Raw genomic sequence first — 18,195 nt, 5'->3', positions numbered from 1 at the left:
GCGGCCTACGACGCCCCGTCGGCGGCCAGCAGCCGGTCGGCGATCGCCTCGATACGCTCCCGCAGCCCGTCCTGGCTCTTGCCGCCGTCGAGCCGCTCCCCGTCGATGACGTACGTGGGCGTACCGGTCACCCCGATCGCCTTGCCCTCGGCCTGGTCGGCGTCGACGGCCAGCAGATGGCGGCCGTCGATCAGTGCGGTGTCGAACTCCTCGGCGTCCAGCCCCAGTTCGCGCGCCACCTCCAGCAGAAACGGCTCGCCCCGGGCGGTCAGCTCCTCGGTCCCGGCGAGGACGGCCTCCACATACGGCCAGCCGCTGCCCTGTTCGGCGGCCTCCTCGGCGGCCTGGGCGGCGGCGTACGCGTGCCGGTGCTTCTCCAGCGGGAAGTGCCGAAGCCGTACGTCCAGCCGGTCGCCGTAACGGGCGCGCAGCGCACGGACGTCCTCAAGAGCGCGGTCGCAGTCGGGGCACTGGAGTTCGCACCAGAGGTCGAGGACGACGGGGCGCGCGGTGGTGGAGTCGTTCATGGCCCCAGTCTTCCAGCAGGCCGGCCCCGCCGTGCCCGAGGGCCCGAGGGCGGCTCTCGGCCCCGGGGCTCCTCGCCGGGGTTCTCGTCCCGGCGGGGCCGCCGACCGGGACCTGCGGACGACATCGCCCCCGAGATCTCCCCCAGATCCGCCGGTCGGGGCCCCGCACCGTGGCCCCGACCCCGGTGCCAGGTGCAGGATGGAGGGAAGACGAGTTCGGCCGTTGACGCGCGATGCCTGGAGGACCCGATGATTGCCGAGACCATTTGCTCAGCGGTGTCTGCGGCGGGCCTGGGCATCGCCGTGATCGCGGCGTACCGCAAGCGGTTCCTCGCCGCGACCCGGATCGCCGCGTACGCGCTGGTCCCGATCGGTCTGGTGATGACGGGCATCGTGAAGTGGGCGGCGGGCACGGCCTTCAGCCCGGTCGCCTGGGCGGGCTTCGGGGTGCTCGCGGTGGCGTGGGTGCTCTTCATGACGACCCGCGCGGTGGAGCGGCGCGGTGGCGGTACGCGCAAGGAGCGCAGGGCGGCGGCGAAGGCGGCCAGGGGCGGGGCGGTCGAGCCCGCCGCGTCCGCGCCCTCCCTGGGCGCCGGGGCCCGACCGGCCGACCGGCCCCGGGCGACACCGGAGCCCACGCGGTCCGGGGACGACTTCAGCGACATCGAGGCCATCCTGAAGAAGCACGGCATCTGACCGCTCGTACGCCCTGGTGACCCTTTCGGTCCGCCGGGGCGCCCCGCGAGGTGCCCGGCAGCATGCCAGGTGCACCGGGATCCTGTGCGGGTTCCGGGCCTTTTTCCACGGAATATGATGAACTCCCGGGCCGATCATGCCTGGTTGGTCATCGACCGGGTGCGCGGTGAGCCATGATCGCCCCGAGATGCTCGATAGCTCACGGGGTGAGAACCCCGCCCCCACCGAGGAGCCGCGCGGCTGTCTGTTCGCGCTCTCCCAGCCACCGTTGATGATCTTTCTGACGGTGATCGGCGCGCTGCTGCTGATGGCCGCCGTGCACGATCTGTTCCTGCTATGAGGCCTGGATGAGTGAGCCCGAAGTTTCCCCCGCGGGGAGGCGCCCCGCCCGCACATCCGCGGCGTTGTCGTCACTCGGCGATGTTCCAGTGCCGCGACGGGGCAAAGCTTGCTGGGAGGGGCACTAGCCGGCCGCTTCCTTGCGGCGTGCCCGGTACGCGGCGACATGCAGCCGGTTGCCGCAGGTGCGGCTGTCGCAGTAACGGCGCGAGCGGTTGCGCGACAGGTCGACGAACGCGTGCCCGCAGTCCGGCGCCTCGCAGCGGCGCAGTCTGTCCTGCTCGCCCGCCACGACCATGAAGGCCAGCGCCATGCCGCAGTCGGCCGCGAGATGGTCGGCCACCGAGGCGCCCGGCGCGAAGTAGTGCACGTGCCAGTCGTAGCCGTCGTGGTCGGTGAGCTGCGGGGTCGTGCCCGCGGCCGCCACCAGTTGATTGATCAGATCGGCCGCGGCCCGGGCGTCCGGTGTCGCGAACACCTCCGTGAAGCGGGCCCGTACCTCCCGCACGGCGCGCAGATCCCGTTCACCGAGGTCGTCCACGCCGCTGACGTTGTGGGTCCGTACGAACTCGTACAGCGCCCCGAGGCCCGCGAGCCGGTCCACCGCGTCCGGGCCCGTGTCGGCCTCCGGAGCGGTGTTCACCAGATCGACGACCGTGTCGAGGGCGATCCGGGTGTCGTGTGGAATCAGCACGGTCCGCTCCCTGGCCTGCCGCGGGCCGGTGCCCGCCGAACCCGGACGACTTTAGACCGTCCGGGGCAGATGTGACGCCAGGCATACGCGCCGGCGCCGTCGCCGCGGTGGGTTCCGCGGCGCCGGCGCCGGTGTCCTCCGTATGCGGTTGTCCGCGCGGCGCCGTCTCCCCGAGTCGGACGGCGCCGTGCAGCTCTCTGCCTGGCTCAGCTCTCGGCCAGGATGTGGGAGAGCTCCGTGTCGAGATCGAAGTGACGATGCTCGGTGCCTGGTGGCACCGCGGCGTCGGTCCTCTTGAGGAACGACTCCAGGGCCCGCGCGGGGGCCTCCAGCAGGGCTTCGCCCTCCGGGGAGCTCAGAGCGATGCAGACGACGCCCTGACCGTGGCTGCGGGACGGCCAGACGCGGACGTCGCCGGTGCCGGTGGGCCGGTGCAGCCCCTCGGCGAGAAGGTCGCGGGCGAAGACCCACTCGACCGTCTCTTCGGCTCCGGTGTGGAAGGTGGCGTGCACGGCATAGGGATCGGCCGTGTCATACCGCAGGCCCGCGGGTACAGGCAGTGAGGACTCGCTCGATACAACGAGGCGCAGGTGCAGCTCGCAGCTGACCGTGGTGTTCATAAGCGCCAGGGCCTTTCGCTCAGTGTGCGCTCGGGGATTCGCACGTCGGCGAAATCGACATGCCACCTACGGTGCCGTTGTAAACCCCTCTGTCTGTTTTGCGATGCTTCAGGTAGCTCGTACGGCGGTGTGGTACTTCGACTCGTACCGCCATTCCAGTGATCCCGGCGATTCGGGTACGTTGGGACTCATGCACGCGCAGAGTCACGAGCGGGACCAGGCTGTCGCCCCCGCGGCGACACAGCCCGCCACGGGGGACATGACGGCGGAGGGGACGGTGGCGCCCGAGCGGGCGCTGGGTTCCCGCGCGCCGCGCTTCATCAAGGCGTCCAGGCCACTTCATGTGAGCTGGCAGGTCGGCGTCTTCCTGGCCGGTCTCGCGGTGGTCGCCGCGGGCGTGGCCATGCTGGTGCTGCCCGGCCCGGGATGGGTGGTGATCTTCGCAGGCATGGCGATCTGGGCGACCGAGTTCGTCTGGGCCCAGCTCGTTCTGCGCTGGACCCGGCGCAAGGTCAGGGAAGCCGCGCAGAAGGCCCTCGACCCCAAGGTCAGGCGCCGCAACATCATCCTCACGACCGCCGGTCTGGTGATCTTCTGCGTGCTGGCCGGGATCTATCTGTGGAAGTTCGGCATCGTCCTGCCCTGGAAGATCGACCAGTGACCGGTGACGCGTCCGGGGACGCCCCTGACATGGGGTAACGTATGCCCTGCGCCCGGGCGATTAGCTCAGTGGGAGAGCGCTTCGTTCACACCGAAGAGGTCACTGGTTCGAACCCAGTATCGCCCACCCGGAACCGAGGTCCCGACGACGGAAACGTCGTCGGGACCTCGGTCGTTTCCGGCCGCGGAGCACTCCGGGCACCCCGCGGCCGGTCGGCTCAGCGCATCCGGCCCAGGCTCCGGCGCACCCGGCGCGCGTCCCGCAGCCGCTGCTCGTACGTGGCGCCCACCCCCAGGAGCAGCAGCCCCGCCAGGGCCGGCGGCAGCCAGCGCGGCAGCGCGCCCGCCACCTGCACCACGTACGGCGCCAACTCATGCAGCGCCACCAGCGCCAGCACCGCCCCGCCCAGCACCAGCGGCGCCCGCAGCCTCAGCCGGGCCCCGGCCAGCGTCAGCGCCAGGGCCGCGAGCCCCAGCAGCAGCGGGCGCGCCCAGTGCGGGTCGCCCCACGTGGCCAGCAGGCTCGGCGCGAGCGTCGCCGCCAGCCCGGGCCCGTACGCCGTCCATGACGACGCCGACGGGTCCCGGCGCCGCCGTGCCGCCCCCACCGCCAGCGCGGCCACCGTCACCGGCAGCGTGTACGCCTCGGGCACCGACACCCCCGACGCGCCCAGCCGTACCCATGTCGCCGCGACGAAGAGCACCGTCGCCGCGTACCCCGCCACCCGCCGCCGCTCGGCACGTACCGCCGTACCCGCCGCGATCACGCCGCCCAGCGCGAGCACCAGCGCCAGCACCGGCGGGCTCCCCAGGGCGAGCCCGGCCGCGAGCAGCCCGGCTACGGCGCCCGCGCTCTCGACCGGCCCCGCCACCGGATGCTCGCGCAGCCGCACGCCGAGCAGCGCCACCGCCGCCGGTACGGCCAGGACCGCCACCGCGACGGCCTCGACGGGCAGCCCGGCCGCCGCCGACGCGGCGACCACCAGGGCCGTCGCGAAACCGACGGACACACAGGCCAGGAGCGCGCGCACCGGCTCCCCGAGCGCCGCGTCCCCGCTCCCCTCCCGGCTCCGTACCGGCGCGGTCCGCAGCGCCACGGCCGCCCCCGCGAACAGCGCCGACAGCGCCGCGCAGACGGTCGGCGTCGCCGGCCGGGTCGCGAGGGAGAGCGGCGCCACCGAGGCCGCGCCCGTCAGCGAGAGGATCAGCGCGGTGAGCGCCCCGGCCTTCCCCATCGGGCTCCACGGCCGGACGGTGAGCGCCAGCGCCACCGCCGTCAGGCCCAGCGGGACGACGAGCGCCACCGCATAGGGCAGATCCGCCACGACCGGCACCACCAGCACCGTGGCCCAGCCGAGCACGCCCGCCCCGCACAGCGCCGCCGTACGCGACCGCCCTACGTCGGCGAGCGGCACGACACCAGGTGCCAGGCGCGGCAGCAGGCGGTACGCGGCGAACAGCGTCCCGGCGGCGGTCGCCAGCACCAGCGGCGTGGTGATCTGCCAGGACGACGCGAGGCGCACCCCGAGCGCCGCCCGCGTCCCGTCCGGCGGACCCGACCAGATCGCCGTGAGCCGGGTCGCCCCGCCCAGCAGCGTGGCCACGACCGAGGGCAGCGCCCACGGCAGCGCGGCGCCCGTCACCGCGCCGCCCGCCGCGCCGAGCCCCTGGAGCACGGGACGCGGCAGCCGGGTCCGTACCAGCGCCAACAGGCCCACGGCGCAGAGCAGATAGCCCAGAACGGCCCACCCCGCCGGCACGACCGTACGCACCAGACCGCCCACCGCGCCGACCGCGGCGAGCCCGGCCCCCGCCGCGCACACCCACGCCGCCCCCGGCGCCCCCGGCGCCCGCCAGGCCACGACCAGCCCGAGCGCCGCGCCGGTGAGCAGCAGTACGGCGGGGCCGGCCATCGCGGCCGGGGTCCCCGCGCCCGCCGACGACCAGGCGGCCACCGACAGCGCTACGCCCCCGGTGGTGAACGCGGCGGCGGTCACCAGCCCCCGCGCGACCCTCCCCGCCGCGTGGCGCGGCGGGTTCGCCGGGGCGCGGGAGAGCAGCCACAGAGCGGCCGCCGTGTCCAGGGCGGCCGTCGCCAGCAGCGTCCACGCCACCGTCAGAGCCGGCAGGCCCTCCGCCACCGACCAGAGGAACAGCGGGAGTTGAGCGATGATCACAGCGGCGGGGAGCGGGCCGCGCAAGGCGCCGAGCAGCGCTCCGTACCCACCCCAGACCAGGGCGAGCACCGCGCAGGCGACGGCCGCGCAGCGCAGCCCGTCCACGCCCGGCAGTGCCACCGCGTACAGCGCGTACGCGTCCAGGACCGTCAGCACCAGAGCGAATCCCGCCACGGCCTCGGCCGTCGCGGAGAGTCTCCGGCGCAGCAGCGCCACCGGGGCGGCGAGCGCGGCGAGGGTGATCACCGTCAGCACCGCGGAGCGCCCGCCGATACCGAGACGGCCCCAGCTCAGCAGGGTGAAGGCGATGGCAGCGACCGCCAGCAGCACACCGCCGAGGGCGAGCAGCACGTTCTGCGCGCTCGGCGGGGCGGTGGCGGGGGAGCCGGGGGCGGGGGAGCCGGTGGCCCGGACGGCCGCCGCGGGCGGGGCCGAGGGCCGGGACAGGACGGTCACCAGGTAGGCGCGGCGCGTCAGCAACTGGCCTCTGCGCGCCTCCAGCCGGTGCAATTCCTGGTCGATGAGCGCCAGTTCCCCGGCGGGGTACGGAACGTTCTCCATACGACGGAGTGTGGCCCGGGACACAGCCCCTGCCATGGGCGCGGCTACTCAGATCGTGGCCTGAGTACGCCGGTTCCGGTTTGAAGGAAGGCCGCCGGGGCCTGTATGGTTCAGGTCGTTCCCGGGCGATTAGCTCAGTGGGAGAGCGCTTCGTTCACACCGAAGAGGTCACTGGTTCGAACCCAGTATCGCCCACCGGGAAAGGCCGGTCCGTCCCTGACGGACCGGCCTTCGCGCGTTCCGGCGTACGGGATCAGACGGCGGTGGCGGGCAGTTCGGGACGCAGCGGCCACGCGGGATCCGTCGCGCCCTCCCCGGAGCCGCGCGAGAACCACGCCTGGGGCCCGCGCGTCTGCGCCGCGTGCCAGACGGCCTGGAGCGTGTGCAGCTCCTGGGGCGAGAGCCGCTCCATCCGGGCCGCGAACCGGCGCCCGATCGCCCGGACCAGCTCCAGCGCCGACAGGGCCGACATCGCGGCCGGCACGGCCGGGGTGACCGGCGCGGACGGCCCGGGCGGCCACTGCGGGCAGGCGGGCCAGACCGGCTCGGTCACCTCGGCCGGCTCGTCGCCGGTCGCCTCCGGTATCGCGTCCGCCCCCACCTCGTACTCGGCGCAGAGCCGGGCGAGATCGCGGCCGCCCTTGCGGTAGCGGTCCAGATGCCGGTCGAGGACCAGCGGATCCAGCACGCACAGCGGCGCGTTCTCCATGCGGCGCCCGAAGGAGGAGGCGCGATGGCGCCGCAGCTCCCGGTCGAGGAGCGTCAGCCCGAACGGCGCGTTCATCACCACCACCGGGCGGCCGGCCTTGCACTGCTCCGCCAGCGCCCGGGCGACCTCCTCCACCACCGGCGCCGGCCAGCGGCCGTTGCGGTGCAGGAAGTTCTCTGTCAGGCCGTGCGCCTCGGCGGCCCCGGGCGGCACCGGCACCCCCGGGTCGACCAGCCAGCGCCGCACTCTCGGCCGTACCCCCGTCGTGTCCTGGACGATCAGCGCGGCGGACACGATCCGGTCCCGCTCGACGTCCACCCCCGTCGTCCCGGTGCCGAACGCGGCCAGTGGCCCCTCGTACCAACACGTCATGACCGAACTCCCCGAGCCTCTCGAACTGCTCACGCGGTGGCGAATCGTGCGCCACCGACCCCTAATCGGTAATACCCGGACAGGTCGCTTGGTACGCGCCGTGTCCGGCCATCGCCGCACGGTGACGGGCGGGGCACCCGGGGCCGCCGGGCACGGTCGCGGCAAACCGTTTCGCGGGCCGCCCGCCCGGCTCGGTACGATGCGCAGTGCGTACGCCATGCGCGGGGTGCGCACCCCATAAGTCAGGAGAGACCGGTGTCAGACGTCCGTGTGATCATCCAACGCGATTCCGAGCGGGAAGAGCGCGTGGTGACGACGGGCACTACGGCGGCCGAACTCTTCCCCGGTGAGCGCACCGTCGTGGCCGCCCGGGTGGACGGTGAGCTGAAGGACCTCGCGTACGCGATCGGCGAGGGCGAGGTCGTCGAGCCCGTCGAGATCTCCTCCGAGGACGGCCTGAACATCCTGCGCCACTCCACCGCGCATGTGATGGCGCAGGCCGTGCAGGAGCTGCACCCCGAGGCCAAGCTGGGCATCGGCCCGCCGGTCAAGGACGGCTTCTACTACGACTTCGACGTCGCGACCCCCTTCACCCCCGATGACCTCAAGGCCATCGAGAAGAAGATGCAGGAGATCCAGAAGCGCGGCCAGCGCTTCTCGCGCCGGGTCGTCACGGACGAGGCGGCGCGCGAGGAGCTGGCCGGCGAGCCGTACAAGCTGGAGCTCATCGGCATCAAGGGCGCGGCCTCGACCGACGACGGCGCGGATGTCGAGGTGGGCGGCGGCGAGCTGACCATCTACGACAACCTGGACGCGAAGACCGGCGAGCTGTGCTGGAAGGACCTCTGCCGGGGCCCGCACCTGCCGACCACCCGGAACATCCCGGCGTTCAAGCTAATGCGCAACGCCGCCGCCTACTGGCGCGGCAGCGAGAAGAACCCGATGCTCCAGCGCATCTACGGCACCGCGTGGCCGTCGAAGGAGGAGCTGAAGGCGCACCTGGAGTTCCTCGCCGAGGCCGAGAAGCGCGACCACCGCAAGCTCGGCAACGAGCTGGACCTCTTCTCCTTCCCCGACGAGGTCGGCTCCGGCCTCGCCGTCTTCCACCCCAAGGGCGGCATCATCCGCCGGGCCATGGAGGACTACTCGCGCCGCCGGCACGAGGAGGAGGGGTACGAGTTCGTCTACACGCCCCACGCCACCAAGGGGAAGCTCTTCGAGAAGTCCGGGCACCTGGACTGGTACGCCGACGGCATGTACCCGCCCATGCAGCTCGACGAGGGCGTGGACTACTACCTCAAGCCCATGAACTGCCCCATGCACAACCTGATCTTCGACGCCCGGGGCCGCTCCTACCGTGAGCTGCCGCTACGGCTCTTCGAGTTCGGGACGGTCTACCGGTACGAGAAGTCCGGTGTCGTGCACGGGCTGACCCGGGCCCGTGGCTTCACCCAGGACGACGCGCACATCTACTGCACCCGTGAGCAGATGGCGGACGAGCTGGACTCGACGCTGACCTTCGTGCTCAACCTGCTGCGCGACTACGGGCTGACCGACTTCTACCTGGAGCTGTCCACCAAGGACCCCGAGAAGTTCGTCGGCACGGACGAGGCGTGGGAGGAGGCCACCGAGACACTGCGCAAGGTGGCCGAGAAGCAGGGGCTGCCGCTGGTCCCCGACCCGGGCGGCGCCGCGTTCTACGGCCCGAAGATCTCGGTGCAGGCGCGCGACGCGATCGGCCGCACCTGGCAGATGTCGACCGTGCAGCTCGACTTCAACCTGCCGGAGCGCTTCGATCTGGAGTACACCTCGCCGGACGGCTCCAAGCAGCGCCCGGTCATGATCCACCGTGCCCTGTTCGGCTCGATCGAGCGGTTCTTCGCGGTGCTGCTGGAGCACTACGCCGGCGCGTTCCCGGTCTGGCTGGCGCCGGTGCAGGCGGTCGGCATCCCGATCGGCGAGGCGCACGTCGGGTACCTCCAGGACTTCGCGAAGGCGGCGAAGGCCAAGGGGCTGCGGGTCGAGGTGGACGCGTCCTCCGACCGTATGCAGAAGAAGATCAGGAACCACCAGAAGCTGAAGGTCCCCTTCATGATCCTCGTGGGGGACGAGGACATGAACGCGGGCACGGTCTCCTTCCGCTACCGCGACGGCTCGCAGGAGAACGGCGTGCCGCGCGACGAGGCGCTGGCGAAGCTCCTCGACGTGGTGGAGCGCCGCGTACAGGTCTGACCTGACAGGTGTGGACCCGTGGGAGGCCCCTGGAGGCGCGTCAGCGCTCCGGGGGCCTCTCCTTGTCCTCCCGGCCGAAGACCTGGATCAGCCAGGACGAGAACGAACCGGTGACCGCCCCCAGCAGCGCCAGCCCGCACAGCATCAGACAGACCGCGTACAGGCGGCCGAGCGGGGTCACCGGTGTCACATCGCCGTAGCCGACGGTGGTGATCGCCGAGCAGGCCCACCACACGGAGTCCCCGAAGGTACGGATCGTGGCGCCGGGGGCGTCGTGTTCCTGCTGGTAGACGGCGAGCGCGGCGGCGAAGGAGAGCAGGGTCGCGGTCACGCCCGCGTACAGCATCACCCGCCCGTACAGGCTCAGCCGGGGGCGGTCGCGCCGCCGCTGGATCGCGATGTACGTGTTCACGATCCGCAGCGGCCGCAGCAGCGGCAGCACCGTCACGACCGTGTCCAGCCAGTGTGTCCGGACGAAGCGCGCGCCCTGGCCGCTGAGGACCAGCCGCACGCAGAAGTCCACCACGAAGACCCCCCAGATCAGCAGGACCAGGGCCAGCGCGACATCCCGCCAGAACGGGGCGGCGCCCTCGGCGAGGACGCGTACCGCGTAGCAGGCGAGGAAGAGCGGCGAGGCCACGAGCAGCGGCAGCTCCGTACGCCGCTCCCAGCCGCGCAGCCGGTCGGGGCCGTTGCGGACGTGCATCGGCCCAGCATCGCCGGGCGGCGGCCGGTGCGGGCCCGGCGACACGCTTCACACGGGCGAAGTCATATGCTGCACAGCATGACGAGTGAGCCGGAGCAGCAGATCGGAGTGGGGACCCAGGACGCGTTCCAGCGCCTGTGGACGCCCCATCGGATGGCCTACATCCAGGGTGAGAACAAGCCCACCGGGCCGGGCGCCGAGGACGGCTGTCCCTTCTGCTCCATCCCGTCCAAATCCGACGAGGACGGGCTGGTCATCGCGCGTGGCGAGCGGGTCTACGCCGTGCTCAACCTCTACCCGTACAACGGCGGGCACCTGATGATCGTCCCCTTCCGCCATGTCGCCGACTACACGGAGCTGGACGAGGCGGAGACCGCCGAGCTCGGGCTCCTCACCCAGCGGGCGATGACCGCGCTCCGTACCGCGTCGGGGGCGCACGGCTTCAACATCGGGATGAACCAGGGCGTTTCGGCGGGCGCCGGGATCGCCGCGCATCTCCACCAGCATGTGGTGCCGCGCTGGGGCGGGGACACCAACTTCATGCCCGTCGTCGGCCACACGAGGGTGCTGCCACAGCTTCTGGCGGACACCCGGGCGATGCTGGCCGACGCCTGGCCGACCGGCGCGTAGCCCCTGCCCCGAGCGCCCGCCGCGGCGTGGGCGCATGGTCCGTGGGATTCCACGCCGTGAGCCGTGGGATCCCGCGCCGTGAGTGCCCGCCCCGGCCGGCCGGCCGGGGCGGGCACTCACGGGTTCTACGCGTCGTACGCGTCGATCTTCTTCGGTGACGGGTCCTGCACCGCCCCTATCAGCGACGACGAACGGTTGCTGAAGCGCTCGGTGTCCACCCCGTGCTCGTCCAGCACGCGCATCGCCGCGTTGTGCGCCACCCGCAGGACCGGGGTGGCGGCGCGCATCGCGTCGTCGGCCATGAAGCGGTGACGCCACGGCTGGTCGGCCCAGGCGTGCCGCATACCGAACGGCTCGGGCAGGCTGAGCTTGCCGCCGAGGAAGTCCAGGACCGGCGGGTACCAGGTGAACGGGGCCCGCACCGCGAGCCTGACCGCCTCACGCGGCTCGACCAGGGGCAGGTTCCTCGACGTGGTCTCCCAGAACCGGACGGTCTTGGGGCGCGAGACCTTCTTGGGCGACGGCTTCGCGAAGAACAGCGAGTGCACCGGGCCCAGCGCGTACCCCGAGACCTCGATGCGCAGCGTCTCGTGGAGGACCGTGACCGAGATCATCATCGTGATGACCAACTGGCTCTCCCAGAGCGTGAACTGCACCCCCAGATAGTGCCGGTTCCCGCTGCCGAACTGCTGGTGGTTGCAGATCCGCTGTATCTCGTGGCTCTTGATCTGGAACGCCTCCACCTCCGGGCCCTCGGGCCAGGAGACCGAGCCGGCGCCCTCACCGATCGGTGACACGATCCAGTGCTTGACCGAAGGCGTCGGGAAGCCGCCGGAGTTGAGGGGGCCGCGCTCCAGCAGCTTCATCTGGTCGTGGATCGCCCGTATCACGTCGTAGCTGCGGAACTGGTGGATCTCCTTGCCGGCGTCCTTGGGGATCAGCTCCTCCGCGAGCTGCCAGCTTCCCCAGCGCGTGCCCATGCCGAGTATCCCCTTGGGGCCGGCGTAGAAGACCACATTGGAGCGCTGCTCGGCGCTCAGCTTCTCCAGCCCCTGGCGCAACACCTCCCGCGAGGTGTCGCCGGGGTTCCCCGGGACGGCCTCGGGGATCTTGGCGCCGGTGCCGCCGCCGGAGAGCAGGCTCTCCCAGCGGGCCCGCAGGTCCTTGGCGGTCGACTCGCAGATCTGCTTGGCGAGCAGCCAGCCGATGACCGGGGCGACGAGCATGGCCCGCAGATACCAGTTCAGCAGGCCGTCCAGCGGCAGCTTGACCAGGACGATCACCGCGAGTACGGCGACCGCCGCGAGCAGGGCGCTGCCGATGGCCCCGGCCCGGCGGTCCTTGGCGCCCGCCAAAGTGCGGCGCAACTGGAAGACGCCCAGCCAGATCAGCAGCCCGGGCAGGAAGAGCAGCCCGAAGAGCGCGGTCACCGCCGTGAGCTTCTGGTCCCGCTCCTTGCGGATGTGGTTCGCGGCGAGGCAGTGCTCGACCACGGCCTGCGGGTCCATGCCGAAGGACTGGATGATCGGGCCCCGGCCGCCGCCCAGCGTCCTGAGCTGGACGGCCCGCGCGAACGCCTCGCCGAGATTCGGTTCGAAGAGCGAGAACTTGCCTTTGGTCACACCCGACTTGTGCCAGTCGTTGTCGGCCTTGGAGATCTCTTCGAGCGGACTGTCCCGGTACGCGGCCGAGGCGAGGGCGAACGTCGCCGCCGTACCCCCCGCCGCACCCTGGAGGGGAACCTGTGCCCCCGGGCTGAAGTCGAATAGATCGTCCGCCACTGCCGCCCCCTCGCCGCAAGGATTCGCTGCCGCGGCCTCTTCCCGGCCCGCGCGCCCCGCACACCTGCTGGAGCTGGGCACCCCAGCGTAACGGTGCGATGCCGCCCGCGTCAGGGGAGTGGCCCTCTTTCGCCAACCGGCATCAAGGGCCCGCCCGCCGGGTATCAGGTGCCGCCGAACGGACGTGCGGACGCGACCTGTTGACCGGTCGGCCGGGCGGGACGTCTCGGACAGCTCCTACACCGTGCTCTCCTCGCGGGCGAGCTGACGGTCCGCCACCGCCCGCGGCATCGGCTCGTGGCGGGCGTACGCGCGGCTGAAGCGGCCGGCGCCGTGCGAGAGCGAGCGCAGGTCCACCGCGTACCGCCCGATCTCCAGTTCGGGCACCTCGGCCCGGACCAAGGTCCGTCCGGGGCCCGCCTGTTCGGTGCCCACCACCCGGCCGCGCCGACCCGACAGATCGCTCATGACGGGCCCCACGTACTCGTCGGGCACCAGGACCGCCACCTCGGCGACCGGCTCCAGCAGATGGATCGCCGCCGCGCCCGCCGCCTCCCGCAGGGCCAGCGCGCCCGCCGTCTGGAACGCGGCGTCCGAGGAGTCCACCGAGTGGGCCTTGCCGTCGAGCAGCGTCACCCGGATGTCGACCAGCGGATGGCCGGCCGCGACCCCGCGCGCCGCCTGCGCCCGTACGCCCTTCTCGACGGACGGGACGAACTGCCGGGGCACCGCCCCGCCCACCACCTTGTCGACGAACTCGACCCCGGACCCGGCGGGCAGCGGCTCCACCTCGATCTCGCAGATCGCGAACTGGCCGTGACCGCCGGACTGCTTCACGTGCCGACCGCGCCCCGTGGCGCCCGCGCCGAACGTCTCGCGCAGGGCGACCCGGAACGGTACGGCGTCGACCTGGACCCCGTACCGGCCGCGCAGCCGGTCCAGCGCCACGTCCCGGTGCGCCTCGCCCAGGCACCAGAGCACCACCTGATGGGTGTCCGGGTTCTGTTCGAGCCGCATCGTCGGATCCTCCGCCACCAGCCGCGCGAGCCCCTGGGACAGCCGGTCCTCGTCCGCCTTGCTGTGCGCGCGTACGGCGAGCGGCAGCAGCGGGTCCGGCATGGTCCACGCCTCCACCAGCAGCGGATCGTCCTTCGCGGAGAGCGTGTCCCCGGTCTCGGCGCGCGCCAGCTTCCCCACGCACGCGAGATCGCCCGCCGCACAGTGCGCCAGCACCCGCTGCTGCTTGCCGAAGGGCGAGGAGAGCGAACCCACCCGCTCCTCGACGTCGTGGTCCTCGTGCCCCCGGTCGGTGAGCCCGTGCCCGGACACGTGCACCGTCTCGTCGGGGCGCAGCGTCCCCGAGAAGACCCGTACGAGAGAGATCCGGCCGACATAGGGATCGGAGGCGGTTTTGACCACCTCGGCGACCAGCGGCCCCTGGGGGTCGCAGCAGATCTCCGGACGCGGGGCGCCGAGCGGTGTGGTGACGGCGGGCGTCGGGCGCTCCATCGGGGTCGGGAAACCGCCGGTGACCAGATCGAGCAGTTCGACCGTGCCCAGCCCCTGCCGGGCCCCGGGCCGCGCGGGCGCCGCGGCGAGCACCGGATGGAAGACCCCGCGCGTCACCGCCTTCTCCAGGTCCTCCATCAGCGTCTTGACGTCGACCTCGCCGCCGCCCAGATAGCGGTCCATGAGGGTCTCGTCCTCGCTCTCGGCGATGATCCCCTCGATCAGCCGGGCCCTGGCCTGCGCGATCTCCGGCAGCCGGGCGGGATCGGGCGGGTCCACCCGCCGCTCCCCGGAGGAGTAGTCGAAGATCTTCCGCGAGAGCAGCCCCACGAGCCCGGTGGCCGGCGCGTGCCCGTCGGGGCCCTCCGCGCCGTGCACCGGAAGGTAGAGCGGCAGGACGGCGTCCGGGTCGTCCCCGCCGAAGATCCGGGCGCACAGCCCGGTCATCTCGTCGAAGCCGGTGCGCGCCGTGTCGAGATGCGTGACGACGATGGCCCGCGGCATCCCCACCGCCGCGCACTCCTCCCAGACGGCCCGGGTCGCCCCCGCCACCGCGTCCGCCTCCTGGGCCGCCGAGACCACGAAAAGGGCCGCGTCCGCGGCGCGCAGACCGGCCCTGAGCTCCCCGACGAAATCGGCGTAGCCGGGGGTGTCCAGCAGGTTTATCCTGCACCCGCCCCACTCCACCGGGACGAGCGAGAGCTGTACGGAGCGCTGCTGGCGGTGCTCGATCTCGTCGTAGTCGGAGACCGTCGCACCGTCCTCGACCCGGCCCGCCCGGTTCACGGCCCCCGCGGTGAGCGCCAGGGCCTCGACGAGGGTGGTCTTGCCCGAACCGCTGTGGCCCACCAGCACCACGTTCCGCACGGACGCGGGCCGGTCGGCCGCCGTAGCCCTGCCGGCGGCCCCGGGGTGTGTCGGTTCCTTGGCGACTTTGTCACCCATGACTGCTGCCTCCCGATCGGTTCCACCGAGTGGGTCGGTGAGGGGATGGAGAGAGGCGGGCCGGGGGAGCCGCGGGGCAGCTCCGGCGATGCCCGCGGTGGTCCTTCGAGCTTCGCACTCCCGTCATGGCGCGTCCATACGTCGTACGGCGCGGCATGGGCCGGGTACCCGGCGGTGCCCCGTGGCGGTCGTGGCTACGATGGGCCAGCCGACGGCCGCAGGGGCCCTCGGCCCACCGAACCTCGGGAAGGCCATGCTGAACAAGTACGCGCGTGCATTCTTCACGCGTGTCCTCACACCGTTCGCGGCGTTTCTGCTCCGTCGCGGAGTCACTCCGGACGCGGTCACGCTCATCGGCACGGCCGGAGTGATGGCGGGTGCGCTGGTCTTCTTCCCCCGCGGGGAGTTCTTCTGGGGCACGATCGTCATCACCCTCTTCGTCTTCTCCGACCTCGTCGACGGCAACATGGCACGCCAGGCCGGCATCTCCAGCCGCTGGGGGGCCTTCCTCGACTCGACCCTCGACCGGGTCGCGGACGGTGCGATCTTCGCCGGCTTCGCGCTCTGGTACGCGGGCGACGGTGACAACACCATGCTGTGCGCGGTCGCCATCTTCTGCCTGGCCAGCGGTCAGGTCGTGTCGTACACGAAGGCCAGGGGCGAGTCCATCGGGCTGCCGGTGGCGGTGAACGGGCTGATCGAGCGCGCGGAGCGGCTGGTCATCTCCCTCGTCGCGGCCGGCCTCGCCGGGCTGCACGCCTTCGGCGTCCCCGGTATCGACATCCTGCTGCCGATCGCGCTGTGGATCGTCGCCGCGGGCAGCCTCGTCACCCTCGGCCAGCGCGTGGTGACCGTACGCCGTGAGTCCGCCGAGGCCGATGCCGCCGCGGCGGCCGGCCCCGCCGGGACCGACCACGCCCGGGGGAGTGGAGCCACGTCATGAGCACGGCGAGCGACCGGCTGACCGACGCGCTGTACGGGCTCGGCTGGAGCACGGTCAAGAAGCTCCCCGAACCCGTGGCCGCGGCCCTCGGCAGGACCATCGCGGACACCGTGTGGAAACGGCGCGGCAAGAGCGTGCTGCGGCTGGAGTCCAATCTGGCCCGGGTCGTGCCCGACGCGGGCCCACAGCGTCTCGCCGCCCTCTCCAAGGCGGGCATGCGCTCCTACACGCGGTACTGGATGGAGTCGTTCCGGCTGCCCGCCTGGAGCCGGGAACGGGTACGCGACGGCGTCGAGATCAAGGACATCGACCGGCTCTTCGACGGGCTCACCACCGGGCGGGGTGTTGTCCTGGCACTGCCCCACATGGCCAACTGGGACCTGGCGGGAGCCTGGCTCACCCGGGCCCGCGACGTGCCCTTCACGACCGTCGCTGAGCGGCTCAAGCCCGAGACGCTGTACGACCGCTTCGTCGCCTACCGCGAGAGCCTGGGCATGGAGGTCCTTCCGCACACCGGCGGCTCCGCCTTCGGCACCCTGGCCCGGCGGCTGCGGGGCGGCGGTCTCGTCGCCCTCGTCGCCGACCGTGACCTGTCGTCGTCCGGCGTCGAGGTCGAGTTCTTCGGGGACACCGCCCGGATGCCGGCGGGCCCCGCGCTGCTGGCGCAGCAGACCGGGGCGCTGCTGCTGCCCGTCTCGCTGTGGTTCGACGACTCCCGGGTGATGCGGGGGCAGGTCTTTCCCGCCGTCCCCGTACCGGAGACAGGCACCCGCGCCGAGAAGACGTCTGTGATGACACAGGCGGTGGCCGACGCCTTCGCCACGGGAATCGCCGAACACCCGGAGGACTGGCACATGCTGCAACGGCTGTGGGTCGCCGACCTGGACCGGGGGCCCGAGTGAAGATCGGCATCGTCTGCCCGTACTCCTGGGACGTACCGGGCGGCGTCCAGTTCCACATCAGGGACCTCGCGGAACACCTCATCCGGCTCGGCCACGACGTCTCCGTACTGGCCCCCGCGGACGACGAGACACCGCTCCCGCCGTACGTCGTCTCGGCGGGCCGCGCCGTACCCGTCCCGTACAACGGCTCGGTCGCCCGCCTCAACTTCGGCTTCCTGTCGGCGGCGCGGGTACGGCGCTGGCTGCACGAGGGCACGTTCGACGTCATCCACATCCACGAGCCCGCCTCGCCGTCGCTGGGGCTGCTGAGCTGCTGGGCGGCGCAGGGGCCGATCGTCGCGACGTTCCACACCTCCAACCCGCGCTCGCGCGCCATGATCGCGGCGTACCCGATCCTCCAGCCCGCGCTGGAGAAGATCAGCGCCCGGATCGCGGTGAGCGAGTACGCCCGGCGCACGCTGGTGGAACACCTCGGTGGTGACGCCGTGGTCATCCCGAACGGCGTCGACGTCGACTTCTTCGCCGAGGCCGAGGCCGAACCGGCCTGGCAGGGCGGCACGATCGGCTTCATAGGACGCATCGACGAGCCGCGCAAGGGGCTGCCGGTGCTGATGCGGGCCCTCCCGAAGATCCTCGACGTCCACCCGGAGACCCGGCTGCTGGTGGCGGGGCGCGGGGACGAGAAGGAGGCGGTGGAGTCCCTGCCGAAGGAGATGCGCCGCCGCGTCGAGTTCCTCGGGATGGTCAGCGACGAGGACAAGGCGCGGCTGCTGCGCAGCGTCGACCTGTACGTCGCGCCCAACACCGGCGGCGAGAGCTTCGGCATCATCCTCGTCGAGGCGCTGTCGGCGGGCGCGGCGGTCCTGGCGAGCGACCTGGACGCGTTCGCGCAGGTCCTGGACCACGGGGCGGCGGGCGAACTCTTCACCAACGAGGACGCGGACGCGCTCGCCGGCGCGGCGGTACGGCTCCTGGGCGACCCGGGCCGGCGGGCGGAGCTGCGCGAACGGGGCAGCGCGCATGTACGGCGCTTCGACTGGTCGACGGTCGGCGCGGACATCCTCGCGGTGTACGAGACGGTGACGGACGGGGCGGCGTCGGTGGCGGCGGACGAACGGACCGGGCTCCGGGCGCGGTTCGGGCTGGCCCGGGAGTAGGACCTGGGCGGTCCGCCGTCCCGGCTGAGGTGGGT

Annotated in this window: 16 protein-coding genes and 2 tRNA genes; 10 read left to right on the top strand and 8 right to left on the bottom strand. The window is 72.4% G+C overall.

Annotated features, from left to right (window positions below; genetic code table 11):
• Positions 1-5: 5 nt before the first annotated feature.
• Positions 6-527, bottom strand: coding sequence for a DsbA family protein (locus tag ACIQ7D_RS31650; protein ID WP_403943518.1), 522 nt, complete (start codon positions 525-527; stop codon positions 6-8).
• A gap of 249 nt (positions 528-776) precedes the next feature.
• Between ACIQ7D_RS31650 and ACIQ7D_RS31645 the strand changes: the two genes are divergently transcribed.
• Complete coding sequence (locus tag ACIQ7D_RS31645; protein ID WP_403943516.1) at positions 777-1,223, top strand: hypothetical protein; 447 nt, start codon at positions 777-779, stop codon at positions 1,221-1,223.
• A gap of 187 nt (positions 1,224-1,410) precedes the next feature.
• A complete protein-coding gene (locus tag ACIQ7D_RS31640) occupies positions 1,411-1,563 on the top strand; it encodes a hypothetical protein (protein ID WP_329821645.1) in 153 nt (50 codons plus the stop codon).
• 123 nt (positions 1,564-1,686) lie between these two features.
• On the opposite strand, the gene ACIQ7D_RS31635 is transcribed toward ACIQ7D_RS31640, so the two are convergent.
• Both ACIQ7D_RS31635 and ACIQ7D_RS31630 read right to left on the bottom strand, forming a co-directional pair.
• The gene (locus tag ACIQ7D_RS31635) at positions 1,687-2,256 is read right to left on the bottom strand and encodes a CGNR zinc finger domain-containing protein (RefSeq protein ID WP_403943513.1); all 570 of its coding nucleotides are present in this window, start codon (positions 2,254-2,256) and stop codon (positions 1,687-1,689) included.
• A gap of 206 nt (positions 2,257-2,462) precedes the next feature.
• Complete coding sequence (locus ACIQ7D_RS31630) at positions 2,463-2,876, bottom strand: SsgA family sporulation/cell division regulator (RefSeq protein WP_003959770.1); 414 nt, start codon at positions 2,874-2,876, stop codon at positions 2,463-2,465.
• Positions 2,877-3,066: 190 nt separating this feature from the next.
• On the opposite strand from ACIQ7D_RS31630, the gene ACIQ7D_RS31625 reads away from it, so the two are divergent.
• Both ACIQ7D_RS31625 and ACIQ7D_RS31620 read left to right on the top strand, forming a co-directional pair.
• Positions 3,067-3,537, top strand: a complete 471-nt coding sequence (locus ACIQ7D_RS31625; RefSeq protein WP_403943510.1) for a TIGR02611 family protein — start codon at positions 3,067-3,069, stop codon at positions 3,535-3,537.
• 54 nt (positions 3,538-3,591) lie between these two features.
• A tRNA-Val gene (locus ACIQ7D_RS31620) sits at positions 3,592-3,663 on the top strand.
• Positions 3,664-3,754: 91 nt separating this feature from the next.
• On the opposite strand, the gene ACIQ7D_RS31615 is transcribed toward ACIQ7D_RS31620, so the two are convergent.
• Positions 3,755-6,274 carry an SCO7613 C-terminal domain-containing membrane protein gene (locus ACIQ7D_RS31615; RefSeq protein WP_403943508.1) on the bottom strand — a complete coding sequence of 840 codons (2,520 nt, stop codon included), beginning with the start codon at positions 6,272-6,274 and terminating at the stop codon, positions 3,755-3,757.
• 123 nt (positions 6,275-6,397) lie between these two features.
• Between ACIQ7D_RS31615 and ACIQ7D_RS31610 the strand changes: the two genes are divergently transcribed.
• Positions 6,398-6,469, top strand: a tRNA-Val gene (locus tag ACIQ7D_RS31610).
• Between the two features lie 58 nt (positions 6,470-6,527).
• Here ACIQ7D_RS31610 and ACIQ7D_RS31605 read toward each other — a convergent pair.
• Positions 6,528-7,355 carry a 3'-5' exonuclease gene (locus ACIQ7D_RS31605; RefSeq protein ID WP_403943506.1) on the bottom strand — a complete coding sequence of 276 codons (828 nt, stop codon included), beginning with the start codon at positions 7,353-7,355 and terminating at the stop codon, positions 6,528-6,530.
• A 255-nt stretch (positions 7,356-7,610) separates the two neighbouring features.
• Between ACIQ7D_RS31605 and thrS the strand changes: the two genes are divergently transcribed.
• Positions 7,611-9,587 carry a threonine--tRNA ligase gene (thrS, locus tag ACIQ7D_RS31600; RefSeq protein WP_403943504.1) on the top strand — a complete coding sequence of 659 codons (1,977 nt, stop codon included), beginning with the start codon at positions 7,611-7,613 and terminating at the stop codon, positions 9,585-9,587.
• Positions 9,588-9,627: 40 nt separating this feature from the next.
• Here the strand turns inward: thrS and ACIQ7D_RS31595 are convergent, their stop codons facing one another.
• A complete protein-coding gene (locus tag ACIQ7D_RS31595) occupies positions 9,628-10,293 on the bottom strand; it encodes a potassium channel family protein (RefSeq protein WP_403943502.1) in 666 nt (221 codons plus the stop codon).
• Positions 10,294-10,359: 66 nt separating this feature from the next.
• On the opposite strand from ACIQ7D_RS31595, the gene ACIQ7D_RS31590 reads away from it, so the two are divergent.
• A complete protein-coding gene (locus ACIQ7D_RS31590) occupies positions 10,360-10,923 on the top strand; it encodes an HIT family protein (RefSeq protein WP_403943500.1) in 564 nt (187 codons plus the stop codon).
• A gap of 125 nt (positions 10,924-11,048) precedes the next feature.
• Here the strand turns inward: ACIQ7D_RS31590 and ACIQ7D_RS31585 are convergent, their stop codons facing one another.
• Together ACIQ7D_RS31585 and ACIQ7D_RS31580 are read right to left on the bottom strand one after the other, a co-directional pair.
• Positions 11,049-12,704 (bottom strand): hypothetical protein, encoded by a 1,656-nt coding sequence (locus ACIQ7D_RS31585; RefSeq protein ID WP_403943498.1) that lies wholly within the window; start codon positions 12,702-12,704, stop codon positions 11,049-11,051.
• Positions 12,705-12,941: 237 nt separating this feature from the next.
• On the bottom strand, positions 12,942-15,158 hold the full coding sequence (locus tag ACIQ7D_RS31580) for an elongation factor G-like protein EF-G2 (RefSeq protein ID WP_403943497.1): 2,217 nt from the start codon (positions 15,156-15,158) through the stop codon (positions 12,942-12,944).
• Positions 15,159-15,411: 253 nt separating this feature from the next.
• Here ACIQ7D_RS31580 and pgsA point away from each other — a divergent pair, with 253 nt between their 5' ends.
• From pgsA to ACIQ7D_RS31565, 3 genes are read left to right on the top strand one after another with little or no spacing between them, the layout of a single operon-like run.
• Complete coding sequence (gene pgsA, locus ACIQ7D_RS31575; RefSeq protein ID WP_403943608.1) at positions 15,412-16,101, top strand: phosphatidylinositol phosphate synthase; 690 nt, start codon at positions 15,412-15,414, stop codon at positions 16,099-16,101.
• Positions 16,098-17,003 carry a phosphatidylinositol mannoside acyltransferase gene (locus ACIQ7D_RS31570; protein ID WP_403943495.1) on the top strand — a complete coding sequence of 302 codons (906 nt, stop codon included), beginning with the start codon at positions 16,098-16,100 and terminating at the stop codon, positions 17,001-17,003. The genes pgsA and ACIQ7D_RS31570 overlap by 4 nt, the downstream gene beginning before the upstream one ends.
• Complete coding sequence (locus ACIQ7D_RS31565; protein WP_403943493.1) at positions 17,000-18,160, top strand: glycosyltransferase family 4 protein; 1,161 nt, start codon at positions 17,000-17,002, stop codon at positions 18,158-18,160. The genes ACIQ7D_RS31570 and ACIQ7D_RS31565 overlap by 4 nt, the downstream gene beginning before the upstream one ends.
• Positions 18,161-18,195 lie beyond the last annotated feature (35 nt).

The sequence above is a fragment of the Streptomyces sp. NPDC096310 genome (assembly GCF_044763125.1).
Taxonomy (GTDB): Bacteria; Actinomycetota; Actinomycetes; order Streptomycetales; family Streptomycetaceae; genus Streptomyces.
Note: the sequence above shows the minus strand (reverse complement) of the source record. Positions and strands in the feature narration are given on the sequence as shown.